Annotated in this window: 14 protein-coding genes; 4 read left to right on the top strand and 10 right to left on the bottom strand. The window is 69.5% G+C overall.

Annotation, left to right across the window (positions count from 1 at the left end; all coding sequences use genetic code 11):
* Window positions 1-2 precede the first annotated feature (2 nt).
* The 4 genes from Bsp3421_RS28450 to aceK are packed head-to-tail and all read right to left on the bottom strand — an operon-like array spanning window position 3 to window position 4,506.
* Window positions 3-680 (bottom strand): SDR family oxidoreductase, encoded by a 678-nt coding sequence (locus Bsp3421_RS28450; RefSeq protein ID WP_273999372.1) that lies wholly within the window; start codon window positions 678-680, stop codon window positions 3-5.
* A gap of 25 nt (window positions 681-705) precedes the next feature.
* The gene (locus Bsp3421_RS28445; protein WP_273999371.1) at window positions 706-1,899 is read right to left on the bottom strand and encodes an acetyl-CoA C-acetyltransferase; all 1,194 of its coding nucleotides are present in this window, start codon (window positions 1,897-1,899) and stop codon (window positions 706-708) included.
* Complete coding sequence (gene can, locus Bsp3421_RS28440; protein WP_273999370.1) at window positions 1,886-2,656, bottom strand: carbonate dehydratase; 771 nt, start codon at window positions 2,654-2,656, stop codon at window positions 1,886-1,888. The genes Bsp3421_RS28445 and can overlap by 14 nt, the downstream gene beginning before the upstream one ends.
* Before the next feature lie 41 nt (window positions 2,657-2,697).
* Window positions 2,698-4,506, bottom strand: coding sequence for a bifunctional isocitrate dehydrogenase kinase/phosphatase (gene aceK / locus Bsp3421_RS28435; protein ID WP_273999369.1), 1,809 nt, complete (start codon window positions 4,504-4,506; stop codon window positions 2,698-2,700).
* A 278-nt stretch (window positions 4,507-4,784) separates the two neighbouring features.
* On the opposite strand from aceK, the gene Bsp3421_RS28430 reads away from it, so the two are divergent.
* Window positions 4,785-5,882 carry an MBL fold metallo-hydrolase gene (locus Bsp3421_RS28430; RefSeq protein ID WP_273999367.1) on the top strand — a complete coding sequence of 366 codons (1,098 nt, stop codon included), beginning with the start codon at window positions 4,785-4,787 and terminating at the stop codon, window positions 5,880-5,882.
* Here Bsp3421_RS28430 and Bsp3421_RS28425 read toward each other — a convergent pair.
* Together Bsp3421_RS28425 and Bsp3421_RS28420 are read right to left on the bottom strand one after the other, a co-directional pair.
* Window positions 5,879-7,522 carry an ATP-binding cassette domain-containing protein gene (locus Bsp3421_RS28425; RefSeq protein ID WP_273999366.1) on the bottom strand — a complete coding sequence of 548 codons (1,644 nt, stop codon included), beginning with the start codon at window positions 7,520-7,522 and terminating at the stop codon, window positions 5,879-5,881. The genes Bsp3421_RS28430 and Bsp3421_RS28425 overlap by 4 nt on opposite strands.
* Window positions 7,523-7,796: 274 nt before the next feature.
* Window positions 7,797-9,386, bottom strand: coding sequence for an ABC transporter substrate-binding protein (locus Bsp3421_RS28420; RefSeq protein WP_273999364.1), 1,590 nt, complete (start codon window positions 9,384-9,386; stop codon window positions 7,797-7,799).
* A 344-nt stretch (window positions 9,387-9,730) separates the two neighbouring features.
* Here Bsp3421_RS28420 and Bsp3421_RS28415 point away from each other — a divergent pair, with 344 nt between their 5' ends.
* Together Bsp3421_RS28415 and Bsp3421_RS28410 are read left to right on the top strand one after the other, a co-directional pair.
* On the top strand, window positions 9,731-10,099 hold the full coding sequence (locus tag Bsp3421_RS28415) for a hypothetical protein (protein ID WP_273999362.1): 369 nt from the start codon (window positions 9,731-9,733) through the stop codon (window positions 10,097-10,099).
* 772 nt (window positions 10,100-10,871) lie between these two features.
* Window positions 10,872-11,588: an SDR family oxidoreductase gene (locus tag Bsp3421_RS28410; RefSeq protein ID WP_273999361.1), complete on the top strand. Its 717-nt coding sequence runs from the start codon at window positions 10,872-10,874 to the stop codon at window positions 11,586-11,588.
* Window positions 11,589-11,610: 22 nt separating this feature from the next.
* Here the strand turns inward: Bsp3421_RS28410 and Bsp3421_RS28405 are convergent, their stop codons facing one another.
* From Bsp3421_RS28405 to argS, 4 genes are all read right to left on the bottom strand, one after another.
* Window positions 11,611-12,384: an SDR family oxidoreductase gene (locus tag Bsp3421_RS28405; protein WP_273999360.1), complete on the bottom strand. Its 774-nt coding sequence runs from the start codon at window positions 12,382-12,384 to the stop codon at window positions 11,611-11,613.
* A gap of 56 nt (window positions 12,385-12,440) precedes the next feature.
* Window positions 12,441-13,079 carry a thiol:disulfide interchange protein DsbA gene (dsbA, locus tag Bsp3421_RS28400; RefSeq protein WP_273999359.1) on the bottom strand — a complete coding sequence of 213 codons (639 nt, stop codon included), beginning with the start codon at window positions 13,077-13,079 and terminating at the stop codon, window positions 12,441-12,443.
* A gap of 57 nt (window positions 13,080-13,136) precedes the next feature.
* Window positions 13,137-13,955 carry an SPOR domain-containing protein gene (locus Bsp3421_RS28395; RefSeq protein WP_273999357.1) on the bottom strand — a complete coding sequence of 273 codons (819 nt, stop codon included), beginning with the start codon at window positions 13,953-13,955 and terminating at the stop codon, window positions 13,137-13,139.
* 81 nt (window positions 13,956-14,036) lie between these two features.
* Window positions 14,037-15,821 (bottom strand): arginine--tRNA ligase, encoded by a 1,785-nt coding sequence (argS, locus tag Bsp3421_RS28390; protein ID WP_273999355.1) that lies wholly within the window; start codon window positions 15,819-15,821, stop codon window positions 14,037-14,039.
* A 204-nt stretch (window positions 15,822-16,025) separates the two neighbouring features.
* On the opposite strand from argS, the gene Bsp3421_RS28385 reads away from it, so the two are divergent.
* A complete protein-coding gene (locus Bsp3421_RS28385) occupies window positions 16,026-16,349 on the top strand; it encodes a DUF1840 domain-containing protein (protein WP_273999353.1) in 324 nt (107 codons plus the stop codon).
* Window positions 16,350-16,412 lie beyond the last annotated feature (63 nt).

Raw genomic sequence — 16,412 nt, 5'->3', positions numbered from 1 at the left:
GCTTACCAGCCCAGCTCGATGCCGTCGTACTGGAAGAAGCGGCCGTTCGACTGCTCGCGGTCGCCCGCGGCCTGTGCGATCACGCGGCGCATGCCGGTGACGCTGGTCTCGGGGTCGATCGCGGCCTGCGCGCCGCCCATGTCGGTGCGCACCCAGCCCGGATGCAGCGACAGGCAGGCCGCGTGGCGGGTCTGCAGCGACGCGATCCGCACCGCGTCGTTGAGCGCCGCCTTGCTGACCCGGTACAGCCAGCCGGTCGTGCCGGTCGCCTCGCTGATGCTGCCCATCCGGCTCGACACGGCCGCGAGCACGCCGTGCGCGTCCTCGACGAGCGGCAGCAGGATCGGCAGCAGCTGCATCGGGCCGCGCACGTTGGTATGCATGACCGAGTCGAAGTCCTCCGCCGTGACGGTCTCGACACCCTCGGTGCGCGGGCCGTACACGCCCGACACCAGGATCGCCGCGTCGAGCCGTTCGCCGTCGAGCTTCCAGCCCAGCGCGGCGATCTGCTCGGGCCGCGCGATGTCGAGCGCGTGCGCGTCGGCGCCGAGCGCCTGCAACGCGCGCAGCGCCTCGTCGTCGCGGGCGGTGGCGATCACGTTCCAGCCGTCGCGCTTGTACTGGCGCGCGAATTCGCGGCCGAGGCCGCGCGACGCGCCGACGATCAATACGGTTTTCATGGAAGGACTCCTGCCCCGGGGGGGCTCAGATCAGTTCAATACCCATCGCGGTGGCTTCGCCGCCGCCGATGCACAGGCTCGCGACGCCGCGCCGGCCGCCGCGCGCGCGCAGCGCGCCGAGCAGCGTGACGAGGATCCGCGCGCCGGACGCGCCGATCGGGTGGCCGAGCGCGCACGCGCCGCCGTTCACGTTGACCTTGTCGTGCGGCAGGTCGTGATCGCGCATCGCGGCCATCGCGACCACCGCGAACGCCTCGTTGATCTCGTAGAGGTCGACGTCGGCCGCGCGCCAGCCGTTCTTGTCGAACAGCCGGCGGATCGCGCCGACGGGGGCGGTCGTGAAGCGCGACGGCGCCTGCGCGAAGGTCGCGTGGCCGACCACGCGCGCGAGCGGCCGGGCGCCCAGGCGTTCGGCGGTCGAGGCGCGCATCATCACGAGCGCGGCGGCGCCGTCGGAGATCGACGACGCATTGGCGGCCGTCACCGTGCCGGTCTTGCTGAACGCCGGCTTGAGCGTCGGGATCTTGTCCGGGTTCGCCTTGAACGGCTGCTCGTCGAGCCGGATCACGGCGTCGCCCTTCTTGCCCGTGACCGTCACGGGGGCGATTTCCCAGTCGAACGAACCATCTTCGTTGGCGCGCCTGGCGCGCGCGAGCGATTCGATCGCGAACGCGTCCTGCGCCTCGCGCGTGAAGCCGTACTCGCCCGCGCATTCCTCGGCGAAGGTGCCCATCAGGCGACCCTTGTCGTAGGCGTCCTCGAGCCCGTCGAGGAACATGTGGTCGAGCACCTGGCCGTGGCCCATGCGCATCCCGCCGCGCGACTTGGGCAGCAGGTACGGCGCGTTGCTCATGCTTTCCATGCCGCCCGCGATCATCACCTCGGCCGAGCCGGCCACCAGCATGTCGTGCGCGAACATCGCGGCGCGCATGCCGGAGCCGCACATCTTGTTGATCGTGGTGCAGCCCGCGCCGAGCGGCAGGCCCGCGCCGAGCGACGCCTGCCGCGCGGGCGCCTGGCCCTGGCCCGCGGGCAGCACGCAGCCCATCACGACCTCGTCGATCCGCGCGGCGTCGAGCCCCGAGCGTTCGAGCGCGGCCGCGATCGCGACCGCGCCGAGCTGCGGCGCGGCGAGCGAGCTGAAATCGCCCTGGAAGCCCGCCATCGGCGTGCGCGCCGCCGCGGCGATGACGATCGGATCGGGGTTAACAGCCGTCATGCTTTGTCTCCTTGATGGTTTTGGCAATCAGTTCGGTGGCCCCGGCGAGCTTCGCCGCATCGGCGGCCACCATGTCATTGTCGGCCGAATGCGCGCGCGTCGCCGAGATGCCCTCGACGCAGCGGCGATAGGTCGCGTCCAGCTCCTCGGGCTGCGACACCGCCATCCCGAGATTGCGCATGCGGCCGTCGTGCACGCCGTAGACGAGCCCGTGCACGGTCAGCGACTGGCCGCGCGCCCAGGCGTCGTTGACGATCGTGGTGCGGCACACGTTGAGGACCTGCTCGATCGCGTTCAGTTCGATCAGGCGGCGGTAGCGGGCCTCGCCGACCGGCCACTCGTCGAGCAGGTTCGCGTGCTTCTCGCGCACGTCCTGCACGTGGTGCAGCCAGTTGTCGGCGAGCCCGACGCGGCGGTTCAGCAGCGCGGCGTTCACACCCGAGCAGCCGTAGTGGCCGACCACCATGATGTGCTTGACGCGCAGCAGGTCGACGGCGAACTGGAGCACCGACAGGCAGTTCAGGTCGGTGTGCACGACCACGTTGGCGATGTTCCGATGCACGAACACCTCGCCGGGCGGCAGGCCGATGATCTGGTTGGCGGGCACGCGCGAGTCGGAGCAGCCGATCCACAGATACTCGGGCGCCTGCTGGTCGGCGAGGCGCGAGAAGTATTGCGGATCGTCTTCGAGCTTGCGCTTGACCCACGCATCGTTGTTTTCGAACAGGTGGGCCAGCGGGTGATCGGTGAGGTTCATCGCGGTAGGTTTCCGTGCATGAAGGGGGATGAAGGTGGCGCTCAGGCGGCGCGCCGCGCGCCGTCGGCGGACGCGGGTTCGCCGAAGCGCGCCGGATAGCGGGTGCGAAAGCGCAGCGCCGCGTCGTAGGCGTAGAAATCGGACAGTTCGCCGCGCAGCAGGTGATCCTTGCTGTCCTGCCACAGCGCGGGGTCGAAGAAATCGGCATGATGCCGCAGGAAATGCTCGCGCACGCGCGGCTCGCCGAGCAGGAACGGGCCGTAGGTCTCGGGGAAGATGTCGTGCGGGCCGACCGAGTACCACGGCTCGCCCGACATCTCATCCTCCTCGTTGCGCGGCGGCGGCACGCGCCGCACGTTGCAGTCGGTCAGGTATTCGATCTCGTCGTAGTCGTAGAACACCACGCGGCCGTGGCGCGTCACGCCGAAGTTCTTGTACAGCATGTCGCCGGGGAAGATGTTCGCCTTGATCAGCTCCTTCACCGCGTTGCCGTACTCCTTCACGCCGTGCTCGACCTCGGCGTCGCTGCCGTTCTGCAGGTACAGGTTGAGCGGCACCATGCGGCGCTCGATGTACAGGTGCTTGATGACGAGGTCGTCGCCCTCGTATTCGAGCAGCGACGGCACCTCCTTCTCCAGCTCGCGCACGAGCGCGTGGTCGAGCCGCGCGAGCGGCAGCGCGACGCTCGAGTATTCGAGCGTGTCGGCCATGCGCCCGACGCGGTCGTGGCGCTTCACGAGCTGGTACTTCTCCATGATCTGCGCGCGCGTGGTCTCCTTCGGCGGCGGGAAGCTGTCCTTGATGATCTTGAACACGTACGGGAACGACGGCAGCGTGAACACCAGCATCACGAGCCCCTTGATGCCGGGCGCGATGATGAAGCGGTCGCTCGAATGCGACAGGTGGTGCAGCAGGTCGCGGTAGAACAGGTTCTTGCCCTGCTTCTGCAGGCCGAGCGAGGTGTAGATCTCCGCCTTCGGCTTGCCCGGCATGATCGTGCCGAGGAAGGCGACGTACGCGGACGGCACGTTCATGTCGACGAGGAAATACGAGTGCGAGAAGCTGAAGATCACCTGCAGCTGCTCGCGGCGCAGCAGCACCGCGTCGAGCGCGAGCGCGCCGGGCCGCGCGTGGCGGACCGGCACCGCGAACGGCAGCACGCTGTCGCCGTTGATGATGCGGCCGACGATGTACGCGGTCTTGTTGCGGAAGAACAGCGACGACAGCACGTGGATCTGGAAATTGACCGCTTCGCTGAACGCGCCGAATTCGTCATGGATCGCCTGCATCACGCAGCCGATGTCGCGCGCGAGGTCCTCGAACGGCGGCGCGAGCTGGAAGTTCGTGACGACCCGCTCGAGCGTCGCGGCGAGACCGTCGCCGCCCGGGTAGTAGGCGCGGTAGGTCGGCTTCGCGGCCGGCTCGTCGTTCTCGATGTACTCGGTCGAGATCGCCGGGCGCACGAAGATGAAATCGTTGTTGAAATACGAGCGGTGCAGGATCTTGCAGCACACCGAATTGAAGAAGGTCTCCGCGCATTCGGGCTGGCGGTGCGAGGTCAGGAGCCCGATGTAGTGCAGCTTGATCTGCTGCCAGACGTCGTCGTCGATGTGCTCCGCGTCGTATTCGTCCTCGAGCAGCTCCACGCATTCCTGCACGCGGTCGTCGTAGGACGTGATCCGCTCGCGCGCGAGCTTCTGCAGCCCGTGCCAGTCGGCGTGCTCGAACAGCAGCTGCGCCTCCACCGCCGCGGCGCGGAACACCCGGTAGTGGTGGTCGAAGTGCTCGAGCATCGTCTGCGCGACGTCGAAGCCGATCTGCGACGACAGGAGTTTGGGAAAGTGATTCATGGGGCGTGCACGCTCAGGACGGGGAGCTTTCGACATTTTAGCGCCGCGCGGGCCCGATGCCGGCGTTCCCGGGACGGGCGGGAAACGGCGGTGAAAGGCGGATTCCGCGAGATTCGACGACGATCGGGACATCTTCCGGCAATGATCCACCTTTATCAAGGATCACGGCGCGAACTTTTTTGCGCTTGCCGACGTGCGCGCGGGCGCGTCTTCGCCCGGGGCGATAGAATCGATTCCACGCGCCGCCGTGCCCGGCGCGACGACTACGAGATCCCCCGATGAACGCCCTGGAACATCAACTCGACTATCCGTTCGCCGATACGCTGCCCGCGCCGGGCGACACCTTCGAGGTCGCGCCGGGCGTGAGCTGGCTGCGCATGCCGCTGCCGTTCTCGCTCGATCACATCAACCTCTGGCTGCTGCGCGACGAGATCGACGGGCAGGCGGGCTGGACGATCGTCGATTGCGGGATCGCGACCGACGAGATCCGCGGGCATTGGGAGCAGCTGTTCGACACGAAGCTCGACGGCCTGCCCGTGCTGCGGGTGCTCGTCACGCATTGCCATCCGGACCACTTCGGCCTCGCTCACTGGCTGTGCGAGGGCGGCGCGCGCGCGCGCTGGCAGGCGCGGCTGTGGATGACGCTCGGCGAATACGCGTTCGGCTGCCTGCTCGCGGGCGGCAACGGCTCGAACGCGGGCGGCGCGGCGGCGGCCGAGCATTTCGCGCGTCACGGCCTGGCCGATCCCGTCGCGCTCGACAAGCTGCGCAACCGGCGCAGCTATTACTCGGACCTGGTGCCCGCCGTGCCGCCGCGCTATCGCCGCCTGCGCGAGGGCGACACGGTGCGGATCGGCGCGCGCGACTGGCGCGTCGTGACGGGCTTCGGCCATTCTCCTGAACATTGCGCGTTGCACAGCGCGGCCGACGGCGTGCTGATCTCGGGCGACATGGTGCTGCCGAGGATCTCGACCAACGTGTCGGTGTTCGACCTGGAGCCCGAGGCCAATCCGCTCGCGCTGTATCTCGACTCGCTCGGCCGCTACGACGCGATGGCGGCCGGGACCCTCGTGCTGCCGTCGCACGGCAAGCCGTTCCGCGGCTTGCACACGCGCATCGCGCAGCTGCGCGAGCATCATCGCGCGCGGCTCGACGAGGTGCGCGAGGCCTGCGCGGTCCAGCCGATGAGCGCGGCCGATATCGTGCCGATCATGTTCCGCCGGCGCGAACTCGACATCCACCAGATGACCTTCGCGCTCGGCGAGGCGATCGCCCACCTGCATCTGCTGTGGCTCGCGGGCGAATTCGCGCGCGAGCAGGGCGCGGACGGCGTGCTGCGGTTCCGGCCGCGTCGTCCGGCCGCCGCCGCGCGCTAGGCGAGCGGCTCGCAGCGCCAGCCGGCGGCGCTCCAGCGCATCGCGTGCGTGGGCGCGAGCGCGGCGAGAAACGCGTCGTCGTGCGAGGCGGCCACGAGCGCGCCCGGGAAGGTCGCGAGCGCCGTCTCGAACGCGCGCACCGATTCGAGATCGAGATGGTTGGTCGGCTCGTCGAGCAGCAGCAGCTGCGCCGGCGCGCCGCGCCACAGCGCGCAGGCGAGCGCGGCCTTGAGGCGTTCGCCGCCGCTCAGCCGGCCGGTCGGCAGCGTCGCGCGCGTCGCGTCGAGTTGCAGCAGCGCGAGCCGGCTGCGCAGCTCGCCCTCGGCGAGCGGCGTGTCGAGCAGCCCCAACTGCTCGACGATCGAGCGTTCGGGATCGAGCAGCGCGAGCCGCTGGTCGAGGTAGGCGACGCCGACATGCGTGTCGCAGCGGCCCGCGCGCGGCGCGACGAGCCCCGCGAGCACTTGCAGCAGCGTCGATTTCCCGCAGCCGTTCGGGCCGGTGAGCGCGATCCGCAGCGGCCCGTTCGCCGACCAGGTGACGGCGGCGGCGGGGTTGTCGTCGGCGAGCCAGGGCAGCCGCGCGTCGTCGAGCGTGAACAGCTGGCGGCGCGCGCTCACCTCGGCGCCCGGCAGCGACAGGAGTACCGGCGTGTCCGGCTCGATCCGCGCAGCGGCGCGCGCGACCCCGTCGTCGAGCGTCGCCTTGTGCTCGCGCTGGTCGCGCCGCACGTGTCCCATGATCTCGACCGCGGCGTTCTTCAGGGCGAAGCGGTCCGAGCGCGTGAGGTTGGCGGTTTCCGCGTAGCGTCGCGCGCCGGCCGCGCGACGCTGGATCGTGTCGTGCTCGCGTTCGAGCCGGCGGCGCACCCGGCCGCGCTCGGTGCGCGCGTGATCGAGCGCGGCCTGCGCGGCGTCGCGCTCCGCGTCGCGCTGCGCGCAATAGTGCGCGTAGTCGCCGCCGTAGGCGCGCAGTCCATGCGGCGTCAGCTCGACGATGCGCCGCATGCCGGCGAGCAGCCCGCGATCGTGGCTCACCACGACGAGGCCGCCGCGCCAGCGCGCGAGCTGGTCGCGCAGCCAGGCGCGGCCCGGTGCGTCGAGGTGGTTGCTGGGCTCGTCGAGCACGAGCAGGCCCGCGTCCGACAGGAACGCGCCGATCAGCGCGACGCGCGCGCGTTGGCCGCCGCTCAGGTCGCGGGCCGGGCGGGCGGGATCGAGCGCGCCCAGGCCGGCGGCGTCGAGCGCGGCGCGAAAGCGCTCCGCGAGATCCCAGCGCTCGCCGATCACCTCGAAGTCGCTCGCGTCGGCGCGACCCGCCGCGAGCCGGTCGAGCGCCGCGAGCGGCGCGGCGAGGCCGGCGAGCGCGGCGGCGCTCGCGCCGTCGCGCGAATCGTCGAGCGCCTGCTGCGCGACGAACGCGACCGGCGCGTCGTGCTTGACGGTTCCGCCGCTCGGCGCGAGCCGGCCCGCGATCAGTTGCGCGAGCACGCTTTTGCCGATGCCATTGCGGCCGACGATGCCGGTCGGCGTGGCGTCGAGGATGAGGTCGAGCGAATCGAACAGCGTGACGCCGTCGTCGAAGCGGAAGGAAACGTGATGCAGCGCGACGCGCGCCGCGGTGGACGTGATCTGGGCCATAAGCGCCTCCGGAAATGCATGAAACCCTGCGCGCGGCGTGCGTGACGCGGCGGCGGCGACATTCGGGAAGGGCTTAGTTGTTCACTTTGGCTGAGATCCGGTGAGGAGGAAAACGGGCGGAGTATAGCGCGGGGCGCACGCGCGGGACAAGCGCCGGGCGACGTCCGCCGCACGCCGGCCTTGTCGGCGGGCTGGAGGTCGCGCTTGCGCGACGCCGCGCGTCGGGCCGGTGATGGGGAAGCCGCCCGCGTCGCGCGGGCGGCCGCGGGCTGCGTTACTGCACCGACACCCTCGTGAAGTTCTGTCGACCGAACGGGCTGACGCGATAGCCGCTCACGCCCGCGCGGGTCAGCGCCGACGCGGTCGGATAGCCGAGCGGAATCCACAGCGCCTGGTCGTGGATCAACTTCTGCGCGGCCTCGTAGGCCTTGGTCCGCTTCGCGAGGTCGGCGGTTTCCTTGCCGTCCGCGATCAGCTTGTCGAGTTGCGGATCGCAGTAGCGCGCGAAGTTGATGCCGGACTTCACCGAGTTGCAGCTGAACTGCGGGGTCAGGAAGTTGTCCGGGTCGCCGTTGTCGCCGGCCCAGCCCATGAACAGCAGATCGTGCTGGCCGAGCTTCGCCTGCTTGATCAGCTCGCCCCACTCGATCACCTTGACCTCGGCCTTCACGCCGATCTTCGCGAGATCGGCCTGCAGCAGCTCGGCGCCCGCCTTCGGATTCGGGTTCAGCACGCTGCCCGTCGGCCGCACCCAGATCGTCGTCGCGAAGCCGTTCGGGAAGCCCGCGGCGGCGAGCAGCAGCTTCGCCCTGGCCGGATCATGCGGATACGGCGCGATCGATTTCGCGTAGCTCCAGGTGTTCGGCGGATACGGATTGTTCGCGGGCGTCGCGGTGTTGTCGAACACCACCTTCAGGTAGGTCGTGCGGTCGAACGCGAGGTTGAGCGCCTCGCGCACCTTCGGATTGTCGAGCGGCTTCTTTTGCGTGTTGAGCGCGACGAACGCGGTCATGAACGCGGGCGTCTCGACCACCCTGAGCGCCTTGTCGCCCTTCGCGGCGGCCACGTCCTGTGGCTTCGGCGACAGCGCGATCTGGCATTCGCCCGCCTTCACCTTCTGCGCGCGCACGGCCGGATCGGGCGTGATCGCGTAGATCAGGCGATCGACCTTCGGCTTCGCGCCCCAGTATGACGGATTGACGTCGTAGCGGATCACCGCGTCCTTCGTGTAGGCCTTCAGCACGAACGGGCCGGTGCCGATCGGCTTCGCGTTGAGGTCGGTCTGCTTGCCGGCCTTGAGCAGCTGGTCCGCATACTCGGCCGAGTAGATCGATGCGAAGCCCATCGTGAGGATCGGCACGAAGGTCGCGTTCGGCTCGTTCAGCTCGAACTTCACGGTGCTGTCGTCGACCTTGGTGACGGCCTTCACGAGCTTCGTGAGGCCCATCGACTGAGCGTGCGGGAAGCCGCTCGCCCCGGCGACCTTGTGCCACGGATTGGCGTCGTCGAGCATCCGGCCGAAGGTGAACACCACGTCGTCGGCGTTGAGCGCGCGGGTCGGCTTGAAGTAATCGGTGGTCTGGAACGCGACGTCCGGGCGCAGGTGGAAGGTGTACGTGAGGCCGTCCGCGCTGACGTCCCATTTGTCCGCGAGCGCGGGCGTGACCTTCTTCGCGGCTTCGTCGTAGGACACGAGGGTGTTGAAGATGACGTCGGCCGACGCGTTGGTGGTGACGAGCGAGTTGTACTGGACGACATCGAAGCCGTCGGGGCTCGACTCGGTGCAGATGGTCAGCGGCTTGGCCGCGACGAGCGCCGGAGCGGCGGCGAGCAGCGCCGCGGCGGTAAACGACGTGAAACGCATAGGATCTCCCACGTGGCTTGATTCTTGGGGCGGCAAACGAGCCGGTGGCGCGCCGGCGGGCCCGCCAGCCGGATAGCATACCGTCAATGCGGGTCGGACCGCCAACGCGGGCGCGCGCGCCGCCTGTCATGGCGGCGGGATCGACGACATGACGTTTCACGGGGGCGGTGGGGCGTCGTTAATGCGGCTCGGTCGGCGGCGCGACGCGCGGACGTTGCCGCGGACGCCGAGCCGCGCGCTCGCGACCGGCCGCGCATCATCGTTCGCCACTTTCATCGGCGTCACATCGGGCGGTGAAAATCCAGTTAATATGACGGCCATCATATTTCATGGGCGAGGCGCGGATGTCGGTCGCGGGTGGCGGCAAGCAGAAGGGACGGCGGGTGTCGCCGCCGCGTGGGCCGGAAGCCGGCGGCGAGCGCGCGGCGCGTGGGGCCTATCGTGTATCGCGTGCGGCGGTGCTGGCCCGGGGACGCCGTGCCGCGGGCGCGTTCACGGGCGCGGCGGCGGGGGGGATCGCGCGCGCCGCGCGGGTGTCCGCGCGCGGCGGCGACGGCCGCCAGGCGACGAGTGTCTCGCTGGCGTTGATGCCCGCCGCCGACGAGGCGCCGGCCGGTTTCGGCGCCCCGACAGCGAGGATGGGGCGCGGCGAGCCGGCTTCGCGCGGGATGGCCGCGTGCGACGAGACGCACGACGTGGCGGGGGCGCGGTGAGTCGCGGCCGGTGAACGGCGATCAGTGAGCGGTCAATGATGGAGGCCGGAGGCCGAACGCTGAACGCCGAACGTTGAATGCTGAACGCCGAACGCCGAACGCCGAACGCCGAACGCCGAACGTTGAATGCTGAACGCCGAACGCCGAACGCCGAACGCTGAACGCTGAACGCCGAACGTTGAATGCTGAACGCCGAACGCCGAACGCTGAACGCTGAACGCTGAACGCTGAACGCTGAACGCTGAACGCTGAACGCCGAACGCCGAACGCCGAACGCTGAACGCTGAACGCCGAACGCCGAACGCCGAACGCTGAACGCTGAACGCTGAACGCCGAACGCCGAACGCCGAACGCCGAACGCCGAACGCCGAACGCCGAACGCCGAACGCCGAACGCCGAACGCCGAACGACGAACGACGAACGACGAACGACGAACGACGAACGACGAACGACGAACGACGAACGACGAACGACGAACGACGAACGACGAACGACGAACGACGCCGCCGTGTCGCGTGGTGTGCCCGGCAAGGCCCTCGCGATGCGCCGGGAAAGCCGGGAAAGCCGGGCGAACGCGATGAACGCGATGACCGGGCCGCGCCGGGCGACCTCGTCGCCCGCGACGACCCGAACCGGATTCCGCGGGCCGTCGCGGGTGACGATCCGCCCGACCCCGCATCGGGATGAAGTGTCGCGCCGCGCCGCGGCGCGCGGCCATATAGGGCGGCGCGTCGCGGCGGGCGTTCCAGTGACGTGATGAAAGGAGCGAACGATGGAACTGAAGCAAGCGGTGGCGCTCGTGACGGGCGCGAACCGGGGCGTCGGCCTGGCCTACGTGAAGCAGTTACAGGCGGCCGGGGTGAAGAAGATCTACGCGGCGGCGCGCGATCCGGCGCGCATCACGGTGCCGGGCGTGGAAGCCGTGCGGCTCGACATCACCCGGCCGGACGAGGTGGCCGAGGTCGCGCGCTCGCTGGGCGACGTGAACCTCGTGATCAACAACGCGGGCATCCTGCGTCCCGCGCCGCAACTGCTGTCGGCGGCCGGCGCGGCGGCGTTGCGCGAACAGCTCGACACCAATTTCTTCGGCACGCTCGCGGTGGCGCAGGCGTTCGCGCCGGTGCTGCGCGACAACGGCGGCGGCGCGCTCGTCAACGTGCTGTCGGTGCTCGCGTGGCTGAGCCTGCCGAACGCGGGCGCCTACGGCATCTCGAAGGCGGCCGCGTGGGCGGCGACCAATGCGATCCGCCAGGAACTGCGTGCGCAGAACACGCTGGTCGTCGCGGTGCATGCGGCCTACATCGACACCGACATGAGCGGCCACCTGAGCGGCGTTTCGAAGCTGAGCCCGGACGAGGTCGCGCGGCAGACCCTCGAAGCGATCGAGGCGGGGCGGGAGGAGGTGCTGGCGGACGACGTGACGCGACGCGTCAAGGTCGCGCTGGCGGCCGAGCCGGCCATCTACGTGACGGGGCCGCGCAACGGTTGAGCGGGGAGGGAAGGCCCGCGGCCTAGTCGGCGCGGGCGCGGGGCTTGCGCGGCGCCTTCTCGAACAGCCGGTCGTACAGCCAGCGCGGCATCACGTGCAGCACCATGCCGACGACGCCCATCTGCCACGGAATCACGCGAAATCGCGCGCGCCCGGCGATGGCGCGCGCCGCGCGCTCGGCGAAGCGTTCGGCATCGAGCAGGAACGGCATCGGATACGGATTGTGGGTGGTCATCGGCGTGCGGATGTAGCCGGGCGAGATCGTCACCACGGCCACCCGCGCGGGGCGCAGCTCGACGCGCAACGCTTCGAGATACTTGATCGCGGCGGATTTCGACGCGCTGTACGCGCCGGAGCCGGGCAGGCCGCGCACGCCGGCGACGCTGCCGATACCGACGAGCGTGCCTCGTCGCGCGGCCGTCATCGGGCCGACGAACGGCTCGAAGGTCGCGACCATGCCGTAGTAGTTGATGTCCATCACCGCGCGAAACGTGGCGAGATCGCCCTGCCCCGTGACCGCGCCCTGGCTGATGCCGGCGTTGGCGATCACGATGTCCGGGCAGCCATGCGCCGCCATGAAGCGGGCGGCCGCCTGCGCGAGCGCGTCGGCGTCGCGCACGTCGGCGGGATACAGATGGATCGAGGCGGCGGGAAAGCGTTGCGCGAACGCGGCGAGCGTGTCGCCGCGCCGCGCCACGAGGCCGAGCGTCGCGCCCTGCGCCGCGTAGTGCGCGGCGAGCGCGAGCCCGATTCCGCTGGAGGCGCCGGTGATGAAGACCTTCAGCGGTGCAGCCATGAAGCGTGAACCCAGGTTGAACGTGAAACTGAACGTGAAACGGCGTCAGGCGTGGATCAGAGCTTCTTGTCCTGAACCTGCTTCACGAGGAAGTCCATCACCTGCGCGGTGCCGTCGAGGCTGTTCGTGTAGGCGGGGCCCGTCTTGTACTTGCCCTGCACGACGATGGTCGGCACGCCGTCGATGTTGTAGTTCTTCAGCAGCTCAGCCGATTGCTTGACCTGGCCCTGCACGCTGAACGAGTTGTACGCGTCGAGGAACTTCTTCTTATCGATCCCTTGCGTGGCCAGGAAATCGGCCTGGGCTTCCGGCGTCAGCAGGTAGTTCTTCTGCTTGTGGATCGCGTTGAACACGGCGGGCGTGACCTTCTCCGACTCGCCGAGCGCGGCGAGCGCGTAGAACAGCTTCGAGTGCGGCACGAAGTCGTCGCGGAACGCGACCGGCACGCGCTTGAACGCGATCTTGTCGCCCTGCTTCTTCACCCAGGCCTCGACGGTCGGCTCGAATTCATAGCAGTGCGGGCAGCCGTACCAGAAGAACTCGATCACCTCGACCTTGCCGGCCGGCGCGGACACCGGCTGGGGCGCCTTCATCACCTCGAAGTCCTTGCCGGCCACCGGCGCGGCCGGCGATGCGTGCGCGAAGCCCGCGACGAGGCTCAGGGACAGGAACAGCGTGCTAAGCAGTTTTTTCATGTTGGAAGTTGGATCGGTTGCGTGGTTGGCCTGACGGGCGCGCGGCGATGCCGCCCGTCACTGCTTCGTGAAGCGGATCACCGCGGTATCGACACCAGCGTCGGACAGCCGCTGGCGCGCCGAGTTCATGTCGTCGAACTTCGTGAACGGGCCGACCCGCACGCGATAGTAGGTGACGCCGCTGACGTCGCGCTTCGACACCTTCGACTCGAAACCCTGGAATCCGAGGCGCGCGCGCTGCTGCTCGGCGTCGCCCTCGGTCTTGTACGCGCCCACCTGCAGGAAATAGCCGGTGTTCGCGTCGGCGGTCGCGGCCGTCGCGGAGGAGGTCGGCTTGGCGGCGGTCGCGGCGGCCGACGAGGTCGCCTTCGGCGGCGTCTGCGCCTGCGCGTTCCTGGCGGTCGACGGCGACGACGAGGGCGCGGCGGCCGTCGCGGTCGACGGCTTCTTCACGGGCGGCGTGATGTCGGCGGGCTTCGGCGCGACGGCGACGCCGTTGTCCGCGCCCGGGTTCGCGTCGCCGTTGGTCGCGGCGCCCGGCACCTCGACGATCTGCGGTTCGGGCAGCAGGCCCGGCTGGGTCGGATTCGCGGCCTGGCCCGGCGCGGTGTTCGGCGGCGTGGGCTGGGCGGCCTGCGGGACCGGCTGGCCGGGCGTCTTGCCCTGCAGCGCGCGGTTCGGATCGAATTGCTGCGGCTGGCTTGCGCCGGCATCGGTGGGCGGCGGCACCTTCGACACGAACGGCGACGGCGCGCGCGTGATATAGAGCGCCACCACTACCGCGATCGCGAGGCCGACGATCAGCCCCAGCACGATACCCAGAAATGTTCCTCCGGCTTGTTTCGACTGCTTGGTAGTGCGGCGTGGTTTTGCCATTGCTTGAGTCACCTGCAAAAAGAATCGTGAAACGGTCGCGGCCGGACGGCGCCGCGACCCGTGACGGTCTGTCCTCGCGCGTTACATCTTCTCGGGCGCGGACACGCCGAGCACCGCGAGGCCGTTCTCGAACACCTGCCGCGCGGCGGCGAGGAGCGCGGCGCGCGCATTGCGGGGCGCCGCGTCGTCGACAAGCACGCGCTCCGCATTGTAGAACGAGTGAAACTCACCCGCGAGGTCGCGCAGATAGAACGCGACCGCGTGGGGCGCCAACTCGCCCGCCGCATGCGTGAGCAGGTCCGGGTACTCGCCGAGCTTCTGCAGCAGCGACATCGCGGACTTGCTCGACAGCGGCGCGAGGTCGGCCGTCGCGAGCTGCGCGGCGTCGACGCCGTAGCGCGCCTTCAGTTCGTTGAGCACCGAGCAGATCCGCGCGTGCGCGTACTGCACGTAGTAGACCGGGTTTTCGTCGTTCTGTTTCAGCGCGAGGTCGATATCGAACACGAATTCCGTGTCGGCCTTACGCGAGATCAGGAAGAAACGCACCGCGTCGCGGCCGCGCGTGAGGGTGGCCGCGTCGAGCTGGTCCGGCGCGACCTCGGCGCCCGGCTGCGCGCCGCCCGACCATTCGATCAGATCGCGCACGGTCACGTAGCTGCCCGCGCGCTTCGAGATCTTCACTTCCTGACCGTCGCGCATCACCGTGACCATCTTGTGCAGCACGTAGTCGGGATAGCCCTTCGGGATGCCGACGTGCAGGCCCTGCAGGCCCGCGCGCACGCGCGCGATCGTGCCGTGGTGGTCGGTGCCCTGGACGTTGATCACCTTGGTGTAGCCGCGCTGCCACTTGGTCACGTGGTAGGCGACGTCCGGCACGAAATACGTGTAGGTGCCGTCGGTCTTGCGCATCACGCGGTCCTTGTCGTCGCCCTCGTCGGTCGTGCGCAGCCACAGCGCGCCTTCCTGCTCGTAGGTCATGCCGGCCTTGACCAGCGCGTCGACCGTCTGCTCGACCCGGCCTTCCTTGTACAGCGACGATTCCAGGTAGTACTCGTCGAACACCACGCCGAACGCCTTCAGGTCCATGTCCTGCTCGCGGCGCAGGTAGGCGACCGCGAAGCGGCGGATCGCGTCGAGGTCGTCGAGGTCGGCGGCGCCCTTGACCGGCACGCCGTCCGACGCGGCGACCGTCTCGCCCGCCAGGTAGTCGCGCGCGATGTCGGCGATGTATTCGCCGTTGTACGCGGCTTCCGGCCAGAGCGCGTCGCCGGGCTTCAGGCCGCGCCCGCGCGCCTGCGTCGACAGCGCGAGGTTGTTGATCTGCACGCCCGCGTCGTTGTAGTAGAACTCGCGGTGCACCGCGTAGCCCTGGCTCGCGAGCACGCTCGCGAGCACGTCGCCGAGCGCCGCCTGGCGCGCGTGACCGAGGTGCAGCGGGCCGGTCGGGTTGGCCGACACGAATTCGATCAGCACGCGCTTGCCGGCGTCGCGCGTCGACTGGCCGAAGGTGCGGCCCTCGGCCAGCACCGCGCCGACCACGGCCTGCTTGGAGACGGCGGTCAGCCGCAGGTTGATGAAGCCGGGGCCGGCGATCTCGGCGGCCTCGACGAGGTCCTGCGCGCCCGGCTGCGCGGTCAGCGCGGCGACGATCCGCTCGGCCAGCTGGCGCGGATTCGTCCCCAGCGGCTTCGCGAGCTGCATCGCGACGTTGCAGGCGACATCGCCGTGCGCGGCCGCCTTCGGGCGCTCGAGCGCGATCGCGGGGGTGACGAACGCCGCGTCGGCGTCGCCCTTGAGGTCCTGGACCACCTGCTTGACGCTGTCGGCGAGCAGGGTTTCGAGAGTGTGTTTGTGTGCGGGCAGCATGGCTGGTCGTTAAATGTCGTTGACGACGGCCCGCCTGGGCCGGGACGCCGGCGCGCCCGGGGGCGCGCGTTTCAGGAATCGTTGAATTTTAACAGGTGCTAATATGCCGTTCAGGTGCCATGCGCCCGAGCGGCCTGATGCGCGCTCGCCGGGCTTCCGGAGCAGCGGGGGCCGGCACGCACAACAAGATGAAAAGGGATTGTCATGATTACGTTCAAGAGCAAAGCGGCACAGGATCTCGACGTGCTGAAGGATTTCGCGGTGTACGTGCTCGGTATCGTCGGCAAGCAGCTGGGCGAGCGCGGGGTGATCACGTCCGACGAACTCGACGGCGCGATCGCCAAGCTGGAAGGCGCGGTTGCGCAGGCCAAGCAGCAACGGGCCGAGCACGCGGGGCATTTCCACGAGGAGGAGCCGGATCACGCGCACCACGAGGTGCCGGCGAGCCTGGCCCAGCGCGTCGCGCCGTTCCTGGTGATGCTGCGCGAGGCGAAGGCGCAGAACGCCGACATCCACTGGGGCTTCTGAGCCCGCGCGGCGTCGCGCCGCGCCGGATGTGCCAAAGCCCGCATGCATGCGGGCTTTTTTCTT

Origin of the sequence: Burkholderia sp. FERM BP-3421, from assembly GCF_028657905.1 — a bacterium.
GTDB lineage: Bacteria > Pseudomonadota > Gammaproteobacteria > Burkholderiales > Burkholderiaceae > Burkholderia.
This window is presented reverse-complemented; position numbering and strand designations above follow the sequence as displayed.

Excerpts from the sequence above, each read along its gene's own strand:
- Bsp3421_RS28450 (WP_273999372.1), bottom strand. The coding sequence starts at position 680 with ATGAAAACCGTATTGATCGTCGGCGCGTCGCGCGGCCTCGGCCGCGAA.
- Bsp3421_RS28445 (WP_273999371.1), bottom strand. The coding sequence starts at position 1,899 with ATGACGGCTGTTAACCCCGATCCGATCGTCATCGCCGCGGCGGCGCGC.
- can (WP_273999370.1), bottom strand. The coding sequence starts at position 2,656 with ATGAACCTCACCGATCACCCGCTGGCCCACCTGTTCGAAAACAACGAT.
- aceK (WP_273999369.1), bottom strand. The coding sequence starts at position 4,506 with ATGAATCACTTTCCCAAACTCCTGTCGTCGCAGATCGGCTTCGACGTC.
- Bsp3421_RS28430 (WP_273999367.1), top strand. The coding sequence starts at position 4,785 with ATGAACGCCCTGGAACATCAACTCGACTATCCGTTCGCCGATACGCTG.
- Bsp3421_RS28425 (WP_273999366.1), bottom strand. The coding sequence starts at position 7,522 with ATGGCCCAGATCACGTCCACCGCGGCGCGCGTCGCGCTGCATCACGTT.
- Bsp3421_RS28420 (WP_273999364.1), bottom strand. The coding sequence starts at position 9,386 with ATGCGTTTCACGTCGTTTACCGCCGCGGCGCTGCTCGCCGCCGCTCCG.
- Bsp3421_RS28415 (WP_273999362.1), top strand. The coding sequence starts at position 9,731 with ATGTCGGTCGCGGGTGGCGGCAAGCAGAAGGGACGGCGGGTGTCGCCG.
- Bsp3421_RS28410 (WP_273999361.1), top strand. The coding sequence starts at position 10,872 with ATGGAACTGAAGCAAGCGGTGGCGCTCGTGACGGGCGCGAACCGGGGC.
- Bsp3421_RS28405 (WP_273999360.1), bottom strand. The coding sequence starts at position 12,384 with ATGGCTGCACCGCTGAAGGTCTTCATCACCGGCGCCTCCAGCGGAATC.
- dsbA (WP_273999359.1), bottom strand. The coding sequence starts at position 13,079 with ATGAAAAAACTGCTTAGCACGCTGTTCCTGTCCCTGAGCCTCGTCGCG.
- Bsp3421_RS28395 (WP_273999357.1), bottom strand. The coding sequence starts at position 13,955 with ATGGCAAAACCACGCCGCACTACCAAGCAGTCGAAACAAGCCGGAGGA.
- argS (WP_273999355.1), bottom strand. The coding sequence starts at position 15,821 with ATGCTGCCCGCACACAAACACACTCTCGAAACCCTGCTCGCCGACAGC.
- Bsp3421_RS28385 (WP_273999353.1), top strand. The coding sequence starts at position 16,026 with ATGATTACGTTCAAGAGCAAAGCGGCACAGGATCTCGACGTGCTGAAG.